The 16,503-nt window shown below is 65.0% G+C and carries 15 protein-coding genes; 8 read left to right on the forward strand and 7 right to left on the reverse strand.

The window, feature by feature from the left end; genetic code table 11:
- Positions 1-2 precede the first annotated feature (2 nt).
- Entirely contained in the window at positions 3-755 is a 753-nt protein-coding gene (locus tag ACIPHM_RS06730; protein WP_400325875.1) for a GntR family transcriptional regulator, read from the reverse strand.
- Positions 756-971: 216 nt separating this feature from the next.
- Here ACIPHM_RS06730 and ACIPHM_RS06735 point away from each other — a divergent pair, with 216 nt between their 5' ends.
- Entirely contained in the window at positions 972-2,426 is a 1,455-nt protein-coding gene (locus tag ACIPHM_RS06735; protein ID WP_400325878.1) for a 2-hydroxymuconic semialdehyde dehydrogenase, read from the forward strand.
- Positions 2,427-2,535: 109 nt separating this feature from the next.
- On the opposite strand, the gene ACIPHM_RS06740 is transcribed toward ACIPHM_RS06735, so the two are convergent.
- The 3 genes from ACIPHM_RS06740 to ACIPHM_RS06750 form a co-directional block, all read right to left on the reverse strand.
- The gene (locus ACIPHM_RS06740) at positions 2,536-3,732 is read right to left on the reverse strand and encodes a PLP-dependent aminotransferase family protein (RefSeq protein WP_400325881.1); all 1,197 of its coding nucleotides are present in this window, start codon (positions 3,730-3,732) and stop codon (positions 2,536-2,538) included.
- Between the two features lie 171 nt (positions 3,733-3,903).
- Positions 3,904-5,403 (reverse strand): aldehyde dehydrogenase family protein, encoded by a 1,500-nt coding sequence (locus tag ACIPHM_RS06745; protein ID WP_400325884.1) that lies wholly within the window; start codon positions 5,401-5,403, stop codon positions 3,904-3,906.
- 125 nt (positions 5,404-5,528) lie between these two features.
- Positions 5,529-6,554, reverse strand: a complete 1,026-nt coding sequence (locus ACIPHM_RS06750; protein WP_400326543.1) for a DUF1338 domain-containing protein — start codon at positions 6,552-6,554, stop codon at positions 5,529-5,531.
- Positions 6,555-6,720: 166 nt separating this feature from the next.
- Between ACIPHM_RS06750 and ACIPHM_RS06755 the strand changes: the two genes are divergently transcribed.
- Positions 6,721-7,620: a LysR substrate-binding domain-containing protein gene (locus ACIPHM_RS06755; RefSeq protein WP_400325887.1), complete on the forward strand. Its 900-nt coding sequence runs from the start codon at positions 6,721-6,723 to the stop codon at positions 7,618-7,620.
- Here ACIPHM_RS06755 and ACIPHM_RS06760 read toward each other — a convergent pair.
- Both ACIPHM_RS06760 and ACIPHM_RS06765 read right to left on the reverse strand, forming a co-directional pair.
- Positions 7,605-8,264 carry a YitT family protein gene (locus ACIPHM_RS06760; RefSeq protein ID WP_400325889.1) on the reverse strand — a complete coding sequence of 220 codons (660 nt, stop codon included), beginning with the start codon at positions 8,262-8,264 and terminating at the stop codon, positions 7,605-7,607. The two genes, ACIPHM_RS06755 and ACIPHM_RS06760, sit on opposite strands and share 16 nt — an antisense overlap.
- Positions 8,265-8,409: 145 nt before the next feature.
- A complete protein-coding gene (locus ACIPHM_RS06765) occupies positions 8,410-9,507 on the reverse strand; it encodes a branched-chain amino acid aminotransferase (protein ID WP_400325892.1) in 1,098 nt (365 codons plus the stop codon).
- A 387-nt stretch (positions 9,508-9,894) separates the two neighbouring features.
- Here ACIPHM_RS06765 and ACIPHM_RS06770 point away from each other — a divergent pair, with 387 nt between their 5' ends.
- Positions 9,895-10,248: a hypothetical protein gene (locus tag ACIPHM_RS06770; protein ID WP_400325895.1), complete on the forward strand. Its 354-nt coding sequence runs from the start codon at positions 9,895-9,897 to the stop codon at positions 10,246-10,248.
- Between the two features lie 34 nt (positions 10,249-10,282).
- Here the strand turns inward: ACIPHM_RS06770 and yfcF are convergent, their stop codons facing one another.
- Positions 10,283-10,981 (reverse strand): glutathione transferase, encoded by a 699-nt coding sequence (gene yfcF / locus ACIPHM_RS06775; protein WP_400325898.1) that lies wholly within the window; start codon positions 10,979-10,981, stop codon positions 10,283-10,285.
- 166 nt (positions 10,982-11,147) lie between these two features.
- Between yfcF and ACIPHM_RS06780 the strand changes: the two genes are divergently transcribed.
- The 5 genes from ACIPHM_RS06780 to ACIPHM_RS06800 all read left to right on the forward strand — a co-directional run bounded on the left by ACIPHM_RS06780 (position 11,148) and on the right by ACIPHM_RS06800 (position 16,491).
- Positions 11,148-12,047 carry a LysR substrate-binding domain-containing protein gene (locus ACIPHM_RS06780; RefSeq protein ID WP_400325901.1) on the forward strand — a complete coding sequence of 300 codons (900 nt, stop codon included), beginning with the start codon at positions 11,148-11,150 and terminating at the stop codon, positions 12,045-12,047.
- A 234-nt stretch (positions 12,048-12,281) separates the two neighbouring features.
- Positions 12,282-13,202, forward strand: coding sequence for a LysR family transcriptional regulator (locus ACIPHM_RS06785; protein WP_400325904.1), 921 nt, complete (start codon positions 12,282-12,284; stop codon positions 13,200-13,202).
- 217 nt (positions 13,203-13,419) lie between these two features.
- Positions 13,420-14,283, forward strand: coding sequence for a VOC family protein (locus ACIPHM_RS06790; RefSeq protein WP_400325906.1), 864 nt, complete (start codon positions 13,420-13,422; stop codon positions 14,281-14,283).
- A gap of 29 nt (positions 14,284-14,312) precedes the next feature.
- On the forward strand, positions 14,313-15,050 hold the full coding sequence (locus ACIPHM_RS06795; RefSeq protein WP_400325909.1) for a class II aldolase/adducin family protein: 738 nt from the start codon (positions 14,313-14,315) through the stop codon (positions 15,048-15,050).
- A 103-nt stretch (positions 15,051-15,153) separates the two neighbouring features.
- The gene (locus tag ACIPHM_RS06800; protein ID WP_400325912.1) at positions 15,154-16,491 is read left to right on the forward strand and encodes an MFS transporter; all 1,338 of its coding nucleotides are present in this window, start codon (positions 15,154-15,156) and stop codon (positions 16,489-16,491) included.
- Positions 16,492-16,503 lie beyond the last annotated feature (12 nt).

The raw sequence follows: 16,503 nt of genomic DNA on the forward strand, positions 1-16,503 counted from the left end.
GTTCAGCGCACCGGCGTGAGCGGCACGGCCCCGGCGTTGATGACGGCGTCGGGCAGTTCGCGCACCGCTTCGAGCGTCTTGCGAATGTGTGCCGCGAGCAATGACGCCGCGTTGTCGGCATCGCGTGAGAGACAGGCGTCGAAGATTGCCTGATGCTCTTCGTGGACGTCGCGCGGCACCGGACGATGCGTGATCGACAGCCGTCGATAGCGCTCCGACTGGCGATAGAGAATCGCCAGAAAGTGATGCAGCCAGCGCGACGGGCACGCGCGAATCAACACTTCATGAAAGGCGCGGTTGCGCGCTTCCCATTGGGCGAACAGGCTACCGTCGCCGGTCTTGCCGTCCCCCTCGCCCAGGCGGTCTTCCGCGAGCGTAAGCAGGTGAAACGCGCTCGTCAGGTCGGCTTCCCACGTGTCGTCGCCCAGCGCGACGGACTGGCGTAGCGCCTCCGTTTCCAACTGCACGCGCGTCTCGGTGATGTCGATGAAATCGGCCAGCGAGATCGGCGTTACGCGAAAGCCCCGATGGCCGTGCTGGACGACGAGGGCGTCCGCCACCAGCAACGCCAGCGCTTCACGCAGCGTCCCGGCGCCGACTTCGTAACGATCCTTCAGATGCTCGACGCGCAGCTTTTCGCCCGGCGCGAGATGCCCCTCGACGATGTCGCTGCGCAGACGCATGTAGGCGCTTTGCGCGAGCGTGACGTCGGCGGTCGGGGCGGTCGAGGCAGTGGACGGGGTCGGGCTGTGCATGCGTCGGGTGGGTCGAGTGGCGTGGCGAGATTATAAGCAGCTTCCCCCCCGATTGTCGCAAAATAGACAAATAATCGATATAAATTAAAATTCTCGAGAAAATATTGACGAGAACCCGAGCGCGGATTTATCGTGTGCGCCATGCCGACGTTCCCCTCCCGGTGTGGAGGTCCGTCGCCGCGTACCCGGTGCAACCCGACAAAACGAGAGTGAGACATGAAGCATTTCCAGAACTTCATCAACGGCGAGTGGGTGTCCAGCGCCCGCACGTTCGAGAACCGCAACCCGGTCGACAACAGCCTGATCGGCGAGGTGCACGAAGCCGGACGCACCGAAGTGGACGCCGCCGTGCGTGCCGCCCGCGCAGCGCTTCAGGGGCCGTGGGGCAAGATGACCGTGGCCCAGCGCGTGGAACTGCTGCACGCCGTGGCCGATGGCATCAACCGCCGCTTCGACGACTTTCTCGCCGCCGAGATCGCGGATACGGGCAAGCCGCACGGTCTGGCGAGTCATCTGGACATTCCGCGCGGCGCGGCGAACTTCAAGGTGTTCGCGGACATGATCAAGAACGTGCCGACGGAGTCGTTCGCGATGACCACGCCCGACGGCGGCAACGCGCTGAACTACGGCGTGCGCTCGCCGCGCGGCGTGATCGCGGTCGTCTGTCCGTGGAACCTGCCGCTGCTGCTGATGACATGGAAGGTCGGCCCGGCGCTGGCGTTCGGCAATACGGTGGTTGTGAAGCCGTCGGAGGAAACGCCGGCTACGGCAACGCTGCTGGGCGAGGTGATGAACGAGGTCGGCGTGCCGGCCGGCGTCTACAACGTGGTGCACGGCTTCGGACCGGAATCGGCGGGCGCGTTCCTCACGGAGCATCCGGGCGTGAACGGCATCACCTTCACTGGCGAGACACGCACGGGCGAAGCCATCATGAAGGCGGCAGCCAATGGCGTGCGTCCGGTGTCGTTCGAGCTCGGTGGCAAGAACCCGGGCATCGTGTTTGCGGACGCGGACTTCGACAAGGCCGTCGCGGGCATTACGCGTTCGGCTTTCGATAACAGCGGTCAGGTGTGTCTCGGCACCGAGCGGGTGTATGTGCAACGTCCGATCTTCGAGCGCTTCGTGGCGGCGCTCAAGGAGCGCGCCGAAGCGCTGAAGCTGGGCGATCCGTATGCGCCGGGTACGAACTTCGGCCCGCTCGTCTCGCAAGTGCATCGCGAGAAGGTGCTCTCTTATTACGCGAAGGCGCGTGAAGAAGGGGCGACGGTCGTGACCGGGGGCGGCGTGCCCGAGATGCCGGCGTCGATGAAGGACGGTGCGTGGGTGCAGCCCACCATCTGGACGGGTTTGCCGGAGACGGCATCGGTCATCCGCGAAGAGATCTTCGGGCCGTGCTGCCACATTGCGCCGTTCGACACGGAAGAGGAAGTGATCGCGATGGCCAACGCCACGCCTTACGGCCTTGCTGCAACGCTCTGGACGTCGGACGTTAGCCGTGCCCATCGCATGGGCGCGGCGCTCGAAGTCGGCGTGTGCTGGATCAACGCGTGGTTCCTGCGCGATCTGCGCACGGCCTTCGGTGGCGCGAAGCAATCGGGCATCGGACGCGAAGGTGGGGTGCACTCGCTGGAGTTCTACACCGAGTTGCGCAATGTCTGCGTGAAGCTGTAAGCATCACGAGCACAAAGCGCCAAGGGCCTCGCTGACCCGCCCATCCGGAACGGCCAGCGAGGCCCTTTGTCTTGTCATGACGTCTACAACGGGCGTTGGCCCGCTTGCGTCACTTGCCGGTCGCCGCCATCGCGCGTGCCAGACGTGCCACGCCTTCCTCGATGGCCGTCACGGCCGGTGCTGCAAAGGACAGGCGCAGCGACGCCTCGTCGGCATTTTCGGCAAAGAACGCCGTGCCCGGCACGAACAGCACCTTCTCGGCAATCGCGTTCGGCAGCAGCTCGCTCGTCTTCACCGACGCCAGCCGCGCCCACACGAACATGCCGCCCTGCGGCGCGTGAAACTGAATCGCGCTGCCCAGCTTGTCGGCCAGCGCACTGCACATGGCTTCGCATTTGAGACGGTAAGCCTCGGTGATCTTCGGCAGATGATGCGTCAGCGCCCCGGCCGCGAGATATTCGGCGGCGACGGCCTGCGTCCACGGCACGCTGCACAGATCGACCGTTTGCTTGGCCACGACGCAGCGCCGCGCAATTTCCGGCGGCGCAACCGTCCAGCCCACACGTAGCCCCGGCGCGACGATCTTCGACAGGCTGGAGAAGTGCACCAGCCAGTCGCGTGACCCCGGCACCTCTGCCGTCAGGGCGAGCAACGTCGGCACGGCTTCGCCCGCAAAGCGCAGGTCGCCATAAGGATCGTCTTCGACGATCACGAAGCGGTATTCCACGGCCAGCTTGAGTAGCGCGATACGACGCTCGCGCGAGAGCGTGGCGCCCGTCGGATTGGCAAACGTGGGCACCGTGTACAGCAGCTTGGGCGCGGCAATCTTGCCCTCGCGCAGCAGCGTGCCCAGATGCTCGATGTTCAGGCCGTCGGCATCGACCGGCACCGTGACGATCTTCGCCTGTTGCAGACGCAGCGCCTGCAACGTTGCCGGGTAAGCGGGCTGCTCGGTCACGACGACATCCCCGGGCGCTACCATCACGCGCAGCAGCAGATCGAGCCCCTGCTGCGAGCCGGTCGTTACCAGCAGTTCTTCGGCGGCGCACGGCGCGCCACGCGAGGCCATCAGCGCGATGAGTTGCGTCTTGAGTTCGGCGAGGCCATCGGTCGGGCCGTATTGCAGGCAGCGCGTCGGCTGGGCGAAGGCACGTTGTTGCGCGGCGGCGAGGCCGTCGGCGTCGAACAGGTCGCTCGCGGGGTAGCCGCCGGCGAACGAGATCATGCCCGGCTCGGACAGGTATTTGAACAGCTCGCGAATCGGTGAGCCGGCCGGATTGGCGAACGGAGAAGTGAATGCGTACATGGGGGCCTCGCTAGTCAAAGCGTGACGGAAAGTGGCGGTCGGGGGAGTCTCTGCACCGGACGCGGTGACGCGTCCGGCACATGCAGCATTGGTGGCAGACCCGGTGCGTCGTGCATCGTCGCGCATCGTCACGAATGGAGATGCTCGACACCGGGGCCTGCTATCGCGACTTCACTCGATCGAGAAGTCGATGCCTTGCGCGAGCGGCAGGGCGGAAGAGTAGTTCACGGTGTTGGTCGCACGGCGCATGTAGCCCTTCCACGCGTCGGAGCCCGACTCGCGGCCGCCGCCGGTTTCCTTCTCGCCGCCGAATGCGCCGCCGATTTCCGCACCGCTCGGGCCGATGTTGACGTTGGCGATACCGCAGTCGCTACCGGCCGACGACGTGAAGCGTTCGGCTTCGCGCAGATCGTTCGTGAACACGCACGACGACAGACCGTGCGACGACGCGTTGTTGGCGTCGATGGCTTGCGCGAAGTCGCTGTACTTGAGCACGTACAGAATCGGCGCAAACGTTTCCGTCAGCACGACTTCCGTTTGCGACGGCATTTCGACGATGGCCGGCTTCACATAGAAACCGCCTTCGCTGCCGGCAACGGTGTGGCGCTCGCCGCCCGTCACCTTGCCGCCTTGTGCGCGAGCCTGATCGAGTGCGTCCTGCATGCGCTTGAACGCGCCTTCGTCGATCAGCGGACCCATGAGGGTGCCGCGCTCGAGCGGGTTGCCGATGGCGACCTTGCCGTACAGCGTCTTCAGACGATCGACGGTCTTGTCGTACACGCTTTCGTGCACGAACAGGCGGCGCAGCGTGGTGCAACGCTGACCGGCGGTGCCGACGGCCGAGAACAGAATGCCGCGCAAGGCGAGTTCCGGGTTGGCGCTTTCGGTCACGATGCCGGCGTTGTTGCCGCCGAGTTCCAGGATCGAACGGCCAAAGCGGCGTGCGACTTCAACACCGACCTTGCGGCCCATTTCGGTGCTGCCCGTGGCGCTCACGATGGCCGAGCGCGGATCGGCAACGAGCGCCTCACCCACGTCGCGACCGCCGACGATCAGCGCGGTCAGGCCTTCCGGTGCGTCGCCGAATTCGGCAATGACTTCTTCCATCAGCTTGTTGACGGCCAGGGCGGTCAGCGGCGTTTTTTCCGACGGCTTCCACACCACGGCGTTGCCGCACACGAGCGCGAGCGCTGCGTTCCACGACCACACGGCCACCGGGAAGTTGAAAGCGGAAATGACGGTGCAAACGCCCATCGGGTGCCACGTCTCGGCCATGCGGTGGCCCGGACGCTCCGAGGCGATCGTCAGACCGTACAGTTGACGCGACAGGCCGACGGCGAAGTCGCAAATGTCGATCATTTCCTGAACTTCGCCCAGCCCTTCTTGCAGGATCTTGCCCGCTTCGAGCGTGACGAGGGCGCCCAGCGCCTGCTTGCGCTCGCGCAGCTTTTCGCCCAGCAGGCGGACCAGTTCGCCCCGACGCGGTGCCGGCACATTGCGCCATGCGGTGAACGCGGTTTGCGCGCGGGCGAGGGCGGCTTGTGCGTCGGCCACCGATGCGCTGGCCACGCGGCCGATCAGTTCGCCGTTGATCGGCGAGTGCACGGCGATGTCGCCGGTTTCGGCCAGTTTGGCAATGCCCAGTTCGTTGAGGATGGAAGTCGCGTTCACGTTAATACCCTTATGGAATTCAGTGTTGGCCGCCGGTGCTGATGACCGGTGTCGGCAGATAAGGCCACAGCACAGGCGCACACACGTATTGTGCGCCGGAAGTCGTGAGCTCTCGTATTACCCGGTTACTTGGCGTTGGCCGTCATCTTGAAAATACCCTGCGCGTTGCCGGCGTCGAAACGCAGATCGATCTTCCAGCAGCGCTTGGCGGTGTCGTACTCGCGGTGACGCGTGATGAATTCGTAGAACGAACCCGGCACGTCGCGCGTGACGATCTTGCCGTCCTTGCCACGGAATTCGCGACGCACGGTGTCGGCGCGATAAGCCGTCTGAAACACGCGGCCCGAGCGCGAACGCTCGACTTCGGGCTTCATCGGGCGGCCCTTGGCCTTCTCGGCGTCGGACAGCGCGAACACGTCTTCCACGCGATCGGTCGCATGGTTGAACGCGTTGCCTTCGGTGGAGATCCACGCCATTTCGGCCGATTCGGCCAGCAGCAGCTCGTAATCGGCTTCGCTCGGCACGTCGTGCTGACGCGCAAATGCACCGACGATCACCGGCAGCAGGGCTTGTGCGGACTCGAGCGGCAGCGTGCCGTCGCGCTCCAGTTCCCAGAGCTGACCGGCAGCGGCCGGCGTGAGCGGGTCTTTCGAGGTGCCGACCACACGCGACACGGCTTGCTGGAACGTCTCGGAAAAACGCTCCGGATGCAGCTCGCTCACGAAGAATTGCGAAATCTCTTCCGGGGCGTCTTCATGGGCGTAAGCACGGCCGGTCATGCCGAGACGGTCGAGCGGGTAGCGGCCGTTCAGACGGAAGCCCAGCGGACGCAGAATACGCGCGAACGCGGCTTCGCCCGGCGGCAGGGCGCCGTTCTGATCCCAGCGCACCGTGCGCAGCGCGCCATGATCGAAATAGACGCCACCGCCCGCAGCAATCGCTTCTTCGGTGTAGGTACGACCGTTTTGCGAGCGCGCCAGCAGCCCTTCGAACAGCGCCATGTTCATGGCTTGCGCCAGTTCGGCGCGGGTCACGCGGCCCGGCTCGAAATCGGCCAGGATCGAGGGCGAATTGAGCGTGGCGAAAAGCGCGTCGGTACGCGCTTGCCCAATCAGGGAAACCAGCAAGGACTGCACGTTGGCATTGCGCATCGGGTTGTCTCGCAGGGGGGACGCCATCTTTGGGCGTCGCAGGGTGTCAGGGCGGGGCACGGAACACGGTCGTTCCATGCCTTCTTGCAGTGACTGCATTATTGGAACGGATGCCTCGCCCGTAAAGCGAGATAAAATTGCCACTTGATGCGTTTTTGGAATCAATATGCGCAAATTCAAAACGCCCGGAACGGCAGCGCTGCTGGCCTTCGAGGCCGCCGCCCGGCATGAGAGCTTCACCCACGCGGCGCGAGAGCTGTTCCTGACCGAGAGCGCAGTGTCGCGCCAGATCGCCACGCTCGAGACGCAACTCGGCGTGCGCCTGTTCGTGCGCGCGAAGCAGCGCGTCGTGCTCACGCGCGCCGGGCGTCTGTACGGCACCCAGGTGCGGCGCACGCTGGAACAACTGGATCGCGACACGCTGGCGATCATGGCGCACGGCAGCGGGGGCGGCTATCTGGAGCTGGCGGTGCTGCCGACATTTGCGTCGGAGTGGTTGATTCCGAGAATGAAAGACTTCGACGATCGGCATCCGGACGTGCGCGTGAACATGGGCGTGCACACCGACCTCTTTACGTTCAACGAGACACACTTCGAAGCGGCCATTCACTTCGGGCAGCCCACGTGGCCGGGCACGTCGTCGGATTATCTCTTCGGCGAGGAAGTGGTGCCCGTTTGCAGGCCGTCGCTATTGAAAGGGCCGGTGCGAACGCCTGCCGATTTGCTGGCGTACCCGTTGTTGCACTCGACGACGCGTCCGAGCGCCTGGACTCAGTGGTTTGCCGAGCAGCGCATCGAAGATCATCGAGCGTTGCAAGGCGTGCGCTACGAGCTTCATACGATGCTCATCGCGGGGGCTGCGGCCGGACTGGGGATTGCGCTGGTGCCGAAGTTCTTCGTCGAGGGCCCGTTGGCGACGCTTGGCCTCACGATCCCGTTCGATGTGAAAAGCGTGGCCGAGTCGGCGTATTACCTCGTCTATCCAACGGAGCTCACGCACGGGCAGCCACTCAGCGTGTTCCGCGAGTGGCTGTTGAATCAGGCGACGGCCTACCGTCCGGTATAGCGCCCCGGGCGGTGCCACGCCACGACCATCGCGCTCATGGCGACGGCAGAGAGGGCGGACCAGGCGACGCGTCCGGCCGGAATGGTGGTCAGCGACGCGAGCAGAATCGTTGTGTCGATGCAGACCTGCGTGATCCCGGCATTGATGCCGCGCTTGCGTTGCAGCCACAGCGTGACGATGCCGGTACCGCCCACTCCCGCGCCATGGCGTGCGAGCGCCAGAATGCCCATGCCGCACAGGGTGCCGCCAACAAACGCCGCGAACAGCGGATTGACGAAGGCGACGTCGAACGTCTGCGGCATGGCCGCGAGTGCGAAGGTGATGCCGAAGCTCGCGACAGTGGATTTGAGCGCGAAGCGCGCGCCCATCGTGAAATACGCGAACAGGAAGAACGGAATGTTCACCAGCGTAAAGATGGTGCCCACCGGCAGGGGAAAGACGTAAGAGGCGAGCAGGGCGATGCCGGCCACGCCGCCGGTGACCAACCCGGCAGCCTTGAGCAGCACCAGACCGACCACCACAAATGCCATGCCGATGACCATCGCATAGATATCTTCGAGCACGGAGTGCGGAACGCCGATTGTGTCGGTTGCCGCAATAGCGCCGCGGGTTTCCCCCGCCATGGCGCCCGTATCATGTTTCATGATCTGTAAGTCAGGAACAACAAGACGGCGCGTCCGACTCTCCTGGTGTCGTCACGCGCCGCCGGCGATTTCCCGCGTCGCTGTCTCGGGCGACGCGCAGCTTCACAGCGTGTTATGTCGTCATACCTGGGGTATCAACGCGCGATTACGCGACGTGGTGGACCCAGCCGAACGGATCGGCGACCTTGCCACGTTGAATGCCGGTGAGCTGATCGCGAATGCGCTTGGTGACCGGGCCTTCGCCGCCGTCGGCAATGTTGAATTCGCCGTTGGCGTGACGCACCTGACCGATTGCCGTCACGACAGCGGCCGTGCCGCACGCAAACGTTTCCTTCACACGGCCGCTGGCCGCATCGGCCTGCCACTGGGCGAATGCATACGGCGTTTCGTTGACCGTGAGACCCTCGCGGCGGGCCAGTTCGATGATGGACGCGCGCGTGATGCCCGGCAGGATCGTGCCGGAGAGCGGTGGCGTCTGGAGCGAGCCGTCGTCCATCACGAAGAAGACGTTCATGCCGCCGAGTTCTTCGATCCAGCGGTGTTGGGCAGCGTCCAGGAACACGACCTGGTCGCACCCCTTAGCGCTCGCTTCCGTCTGCGCAATGAGGCTGGCGGCGTAGTTGCCGCCGCACTTGGCTGCGCCCGTGCCGCCGGGGGCCGCACGCGTGTACTGGTCCGACACCCACACCGTCACCGCCGACTTGCCGGGCTTGAAGTACGGGCCGACCGGGCAGGCGATCACGCAGAAAATGTACTCATGCGCGGCGCGCACGCCGAGGAAGCTCTCCGAGGCGAACATGAACGGGCGGATGTAGAGGCTGCTGCCTTCCGCGCCCGGGATCCATGCGCGGTCGATGTCGACCAGCTTTTCCACGGCTTCGAGGAACACGGCTTCCGGCAGGTCGGCCATGGACATGCGCTGGGCCGATTCACGGAAGCGCTTGGCGTTGGCTTGCGGGCGGAACAGCGAGATCTTGCCGTCTTCGCCGCGATAGGCCTTCATGCCTTCGAAGATTTCCTGCGCGTAGTGAAGCACGGCGCACGCCGGATCAATTTCGAACGGACGGCGGGCTTCCACCTTCGCGTCATGCCAGCCCGTGCCTTCGGTCCAGCGGATCGTGACCATGTGGTCCGTGAATACGCGGCCAAACACCGGGTTCGCCAGCTTGGCGGCGATTTGGTCGGCGGGGGTGGGGTTGGCGTGCGGCTCCACGACAAAACGCAATTGATTATCGGCGCTCATGTTTCTTCAATGTCTCGGCAGAGGTGGCTTGAGTCGTCAGTGCCGTTAACGTAAACGGCAAGGTGGCGACATTTTCCTCCTTTCGGGGCCTGCCTGTCGACTGAATTCACCGCACGTCCCGCCACGACGGGCTTCCCGGAGCAATGGCGCCGAAAAAAATCGGAATTTGTACGATTTTTGCAAGAAAAATGCGTGATCCAGTGACGCTCGTGTTGCCTGCGTTTGCCATGAAACCTTGCCAGGCAGGGGTAACAGTGTGTAAAAAATCATTTCCGGTCACAGGGCGACTGACACTCGACATTTAAGATCAGAGGCGGATGATGACGGGAGCGGTACGCGCCGCTGGCGAACGTTCTCGTCCGATGAGAGCAAAGGGAGAGGAGACGGATGAAATCGACAACGATTCGGATGTTGCGCGCCTATCTGCTCGTGGCTTCGTTGGGGGCCGCCTGCATCGACGCCTGCGTGGTGATCGCCATGCTCGTATTCGACGTGCCGGAGCGCGTCTTTACCTCGGCTGATTTTCGTCTCGCGATGGCGGCGTCGTTATTGCTGTTGATGCTGGCCGCGCGTTCGGTGGCGTCGGCCGCGTTTCAGGCGGCGCTGGACAGTCGCCACGCCACGCTCGACGGCGCGCAGGGTCGAGGCAAAGTCGCGTTGCGCGACGATTGCCCTTGCCGCGCGCTCGTGTTGCTTCACATCCGCATCCATCGTCAACGACTGGCGATGGTCGCGGTGTAACGGGACCCGGCTCCGCGCGGATCCCTCAACGCTTTCAGACGGCTTGAGCGCCACCCACATCGCCCACATCGCCCACATTCCCCAGATCGCCCGGACGCGGCGGGCGCGTCATCGCGATCCACTCCTGCACCGCTGGGCGCAGGAACTGACGGCGGGCATACTCGGCGAGCGCGGGCGGCACGACATCGTCGTTGTACACGAGACGGTTGATCATCAGCGCGAGGTCGATGTCGGCAATGCACCACTTGTCGAACAGCGACAGGCGGCCGTTGGGCAACAGGCTCTGGGCGATGGCGATCAGCTTACTCGCGGCGGCGTAGCCGGCGTCCGTCAGCGGCTTGTCCGACGGGCGGTAGAAGATGCATTCCGTCGAACGATCCTCACGCAAGGCCCCCAGATCGCTACGCAGCCACGCCTGCACCTGACGGGCACGCGCACGCTCACGCACATCCGCCGGGTACACCGGCACCTCGGGGGAAATCGTCTCCAGATATTCGTCGATGGCGGTCGATTCGGACAGCGTGAAGTCGCCATGCACGAGCGTGGGCACGCGCCGTGTGATCGACAGATCGGCGTAGCCCGGTTCGTGATGCGCGCCCTGCCCGAGATCGACGGTGCGAAGGTCGAACGCAATGCCTTTCTCTCGCAACGTGACGAAAACCGACAGTGCGTAGGGGCTGGTGAACTGAGCGTCGACGTAGAGCGTGAGCGAAGCGGGGGCGGCGGCTGACACGGTGGACTCCTGTATCGGAAAAGGCGGGTGCGAATCACCCGCAGACACCTATGTTGCCGCACTCGCGCGGTGATAAGCTACTGCACAAATCGCTGGCAAGCTGTGAGCCGTATTCACACCTTGCGGTCCCTTGAGCGCACGAGTTTTCCCTGGTCCCCCACGTCCCATGCACACTTCGCAACGCGCCCGCCCGCCGCTGGCGAATCTAGAAACCGTCTGTCTTGTGGCGCGTCACGGCTCGTTTACGGCGGCGGCCGAGGCGAGCGGCCTCACGCATGGCGCGATCAGCCGCCGGGTCGGCGCCGTTGAGAACTGGCTCGGCTGTGCGCTCTTCGAGCGGCACGGCCGGGGCGTGAGTCTGACCTGCGACGGCCAGCGCTTTCTCGGACGCATCGAACATGCCTTCGACGTGATCGACGCGGCCGCCGATCAGTGGCATCAGGCGCGCAAGCTGCCAGCGGTGCGTCTGAGCGTGGTGCCGTCGTTCGCCAAACTCTGGCTGCTGGAGCGGCTTCGCTCGCTCGAAGCAGGGCAGCCGTTCATCGACATTCAGGTCACGACCGAGCACCGCAATGCAGACGTGGGGGCGGGCGAAGTCGACATCGCCTTGCGCTACGGCCGCGGCGGGTGGGCGGGCGTCGATGCGGAGCCGCTCATGGCAGAGACGCTGTACCCGATCGCGTCGCCCGAGATCGCGCAGTGTCTGAGAGGCGCGAGTGCCACCGAGATGCTGGCGATGCCGCTGTTGCACGACTCGGATCTGACGGGCTGGCGAGCGTGGTGCGGCGCGCAGGGCGTGTCGCTGCGTCCGCGTGCGCGTGATCGTCGTTTCGAGGATTACACGGTCGTGCTCGCTGCCGCCGAGGCTGGACTGGGCATCGCGCTCGCCCGTGCGCCGCTGGCGAACGACTGGATTGCGCGCAGTCGTCTCGTTCGCCTCTCGGATCACGAAGTCGCGTGTCCGTTGCAGTACCACGTGGTGACGGCCAAGCGCGAGAAGCGTCCTGAAGTGCTGGAGGTCATTGCGCGTCTGCATGCCGCGGCGCGCGCAGGTGCGCGCACGTAAATACCATGAACGCGGGTGAGCCCATGGGCGGGGTTTCCCGCACTGCACGGGCCGCCGCTCGTTGCCTAAAATGCGGGACAGCCCCGCCGGTGCGATGCGCGTCATGACCATCGCCTGCTCACAAGACGATGCGACGAGACGTTCGGACGCACGGGGGCTGCTGCGCAGCACACGTTGGCGCAGACTGATGCTCCTAATGTTCGTAGTGTTTCTTGCAGGACTGCACGGCCGCGGATGAACTTACGCTCGCTCGATCTGAATCTGTTGCTCGTGTTCGAATCGCTGCTGCGCACGCGCAGCACGACCGTCACCGCCGAGGAACTGAACCTCACGCAATCGGCCGTGAGCAATGCGCTCAAGCGTCTGCGTCTCGCGTTTGGCGACCCGCTGTTCGTCAAGACCGCGCAAGGCATGCTGCCGACCGATCTCGCCGCCTCACTGGCACCGCCCGTCACCGAAGGGCTCGGGCTGATTCGCGGTGCTGTAGAAGCGCCGCAGGACTTTGTGCCTGCCAAAGCGCAACGGACTTTCCGTCTCTATCTCAGCGACATCGGCCAACTGATCTTCATGCCGAAGCTCATGGCGACGCTTGCGCTCGAAGCGCCCGGCGTGCGTATCGTCACGGTGGACACCACGCCGCGCGAAGCGCAGAACGCCATGGCGATGGGCGACATCGATCTCACGCTGGGACTCTTTACGCGGTTCTCGGCGGGCTTTCACCAGCAGCGGCTGTTTCGCGAGCATTACGTTGCGCTCGTGCGCGAGGGGCATCCCACGATTCGCGGGCAACTGAGCGCCGAAGCCTTCTTCGAGGCGGCGCATGCGGTCTATCGTCCGACGGCTGGCCATCACGATGTTTTCGAGACGGCCGTCGAGCAATGGTTTGCGCAGTCGGGGCATCGGCGGCACGTGGCGCTGCGCATGGCGCATTCGATGGGGCTCTCGGCGCTCATCGCCGCGAGCGATCTGGTGGTCTGCGTGCCGACGCGTCTGGGCCGCGCCCTCAAGGCCGCCGCCGATCTGCGCGCTTACGCCCTGCCGTTCGACGGGCCCGAGTTCGACATCTCGCAACTCTGGCACGAACGTTTTCACACCGACGCCGGCCATCGCTGGCTGCGCAGCACGATCTTCCGACTGTTCCACGGCGAAGACTGATCTGATCGCGCAACGCGCCACGCACGACTGACGCTTGTTCACACGAGACGTCTGCACGACCGCGTATCCATGCTGCACCCCCAATTCACGCCGTAAATACCGCGCATTTACGCAATTTGTTGGCGTCACGCGACGCCGGTCCTTATCGTATCCCTCACGACATCGACGTCATCGGGTCATCGCCCGGGACACAAACAATATCCGCAGGAGACACGCGGTGATCAATCTGCACGACATTCGTTACGTGCGGCTGGGGACGCGCGACCTCGAAGGTGCCACACGCTATGCGCGCACCATTCTCGGGTTGCAGGAAGTGCGTCGGGAAGCCGGTCACGTATTCCTTCGCAGCGACAGCCGCGACCATTCGGTGTGCTACTTCGAAGGCGATCCCGCCGACCACACGGTCGCGTTCGATGTCGCCACCGACGCTCATTTCGATGCCGCCGCCGCGCAACTCGACGCCCTGCGCATCCCGTTTCGGCGGGGGACGCGCGAGGAGGCCGACATGCGCCGCGTGGGCGATTTTCTGACGTTTTGCGACCCTACCGGCAATCAGATCGAACTGGTGCTGCGCGCAGCGCAGACCGGCCGTCGTTATCACGGCGAGCGCGATGCGGGCATCGATTCGTTCAGCCACGTCGGGCTATGTACGACCGACGCGCGTCGCGACGAAGCGTTCTGGACGAGCGTGTGCAACGCCCGTGTGTCGGACCGCATCGGCGAAGTACCGCTACTGCGCATCGACGATGTGCATCACAAGATCGCGCTGTTCCCCGCCCAGCGCGCGGGCATCCAGCACGTGAACTTTCAGGTGGACGGCATCGACGACCTCATGCGCTCGTGGTACTTCCTGCGCGAGCAGGGCGTGCCGATTCGCTTCGGGCCGGGGCGTCACCCGACGTCGCACGCGATGTTCCTGTACTTCGCGGGGCCGGACGGCATGGTCTACGAGTATTCCACGGGCGTGCGCAAGATCGCGCCGGAGGACGAGGCGACTTACGTTCCGCGTCAGTTCCCGTTCGATCCGACCGGGTTCTGCATGTGGGGCGCGAAGCCCGAGATTCCCGAGTTTTCGTCCTGACCTGTCCCGACCTGCCCACCCGCTCGCCCATGACACACGTTTCATTCGACGCCGAACGCATCGCCGGTATCACCGAGCTTGATCGCGCCGTGCGCGTGGCCGCCCGCACGCTGGCGCGCGCAGGCCTGGCGCACGCGTACGGCCATTGCAGCGCGCGGCTCGATACCGATCATTTCGTTGTCTGCGCCGCCCGCCCCATGGGCCTGCTCGGCGCGGGCGAGCCGGGCACTGTCGTGCCCGTCGACGGCCCGTTGCCCGACGGCGTGCTCGGTGAAGTCCGTCTGCATCAGCACATCTATCGCTCGCGCCCCGACATCGGCGCGGTGGCGCGCACCATGCCGCCCAAAACCATGTCGCTCTCGACACTGCGCCGCACCCCGCGCGCGCTGCACGGGCCGGGCACCTACTTCGCCCCCGGCGTGCCGCTGTGGGACGACCCGCAACTGATCCGCTCCGACGAACAGGCGGCCGCCGTCATCGCCACGATGGGCACGAATGCCGCCGTGGTGATGCGTGGCAACGGCGCTGTCGTCGCTGCCGACACGCTCGAAGCGATGGTCGCCCTCACGTGGTATCTCGAAGACGCTGCCCGCGTCGACCTCGACGTGCTCGCACTCGAAGCGGCGCTGCCCGCAGCCGTCCTCGAAGACGAGGCGTGCCGTGTACGCGCCACCCGCTCGGGCCGGATCATCGAGCGCATGTGGGAATACCTCTCGGCAGGCGATCCGGAGTTGCCCGGCAGGTCGTCGTCACACCCAGGTTCTTGATGTAATCGCCCCCAACCGGCTGCGTGGCCCATGGATAGAGCGTCGTCGACAGACGCCACGGCCCGCGGCTCAGCCTGCGGTAATTGCCGCACAGGAGACAGACATGGAAATATCCGCCCTGATGAATCGCAGGGGCATCACGCCATTTCAATGGCGCGTGATTGCCCTGTGTTTTCTGATCGTCACACTGGACGGTTTCGACACCGCCGCCATCGGCTATCTTGCGCCGGCCATTCGTAGCGAATGGGCGATGGCGACGACCAGCCTCGGCACGGTCTTCGGCGCGGGGCTTGGCGGCCTGATGCTCGGCTGCTTCATCTTCGGCCCGCTCGCTGACCGTATCGGCCGCAAGCGCGTGCTGATTCTCTCGGTGATCCTGTTCTCGCTGGGCAGCATTGCGTCGGCCTTCGTCCATAGCCCGACCGAGCTTGCCGTCATGCGCTTCGTGACCGGTATCGGTCTGGGTGGCGCAATGCCCAATGCCATCACCCTGAGCTCCGAGTACTGCGCCGAGCGCATTCGCTCGCTGCTTGTGACGGCCACGTTCTGCGGCTTCACGCTGGGCTTTGCCATCGGCGGCGAGATCGTTGCGCAGACGCTGCCGCATATCGGCTGGCGCGGCGTGCTGATCGCGGGCGGTGTGGTGCCGCTCGCCATCGTGCCGGTGCTCATGCGCTGGCTGCCGGAGTCCATGCGGTATCTCGCGGCTCGTGGCGATCGTGCCAGCGAACTTCTCGCCATTGCGCGTCATATCGATCCGAAAGTCACGCGTATCGACCCGGAAGTCGCACCGGCCGATGCACCCAGTTCGGCCGTGGGCGGGCTGTTCTCGCGTCGTTATGTCGTGGGCACGCTGTTGCTTTGGGCGACGTACTTCTGCACGCTGTGCGCGTTCTATTTGCTGACGAGCTGGCTGCCGCTGGTCGTCAAGGACTCGGGCTATACGCTTGAGCAGGCCGCACGCATCGGCGCGATGCTCCCGCTCGGTGGCACCGTCGGCGCGGTGCTGATCGGCTTCGCGATGGATCGCACGAGCCCATATCGTGTGCTCGCGGCATCTTACGTAATGGCAGGCATTGCGCTGTGCGTGCTGGGCTCGGTGACACATCAGTCGGGCTGGCTGATGGTCGTTGTCTTCCTCGCGGGCTTCGGCGTGGCGGGTTCGCAGACCGGGGCCAATGCACTCACGGCGGCGTACTACCCGACCGCCTCGCGTGCGACCGGCGTAGCGTGGGCACTCGGCGTGGGACGTCTCGGTTCCATTCTCGGGTCGAGCCTCGGCGGCGTGCTGATCGCCACGGCATCCGGCACGGCGCAGGCCTTCCAGATTGTGGCCATTCCCGCGTTCCTCGCGGCGGGACTCATGCTCGCGATGCGCCGGCGCGTGAGCCGTGTCGGTTCTCTCGCGGCGGCGGTCAAGCCTGCGACGGGCGTGGTCTGACCCGAGCGCAAG

The sequence above is a fragment of the Pandoraea sp. NPDC087047 genome (assembly GCF_044745225.1).
Lineage (GTDB): Bacteria > Pseudomonadota > Gammaproteobacteria > Burkholderiales > Burkholderiaceae > Pandoraea.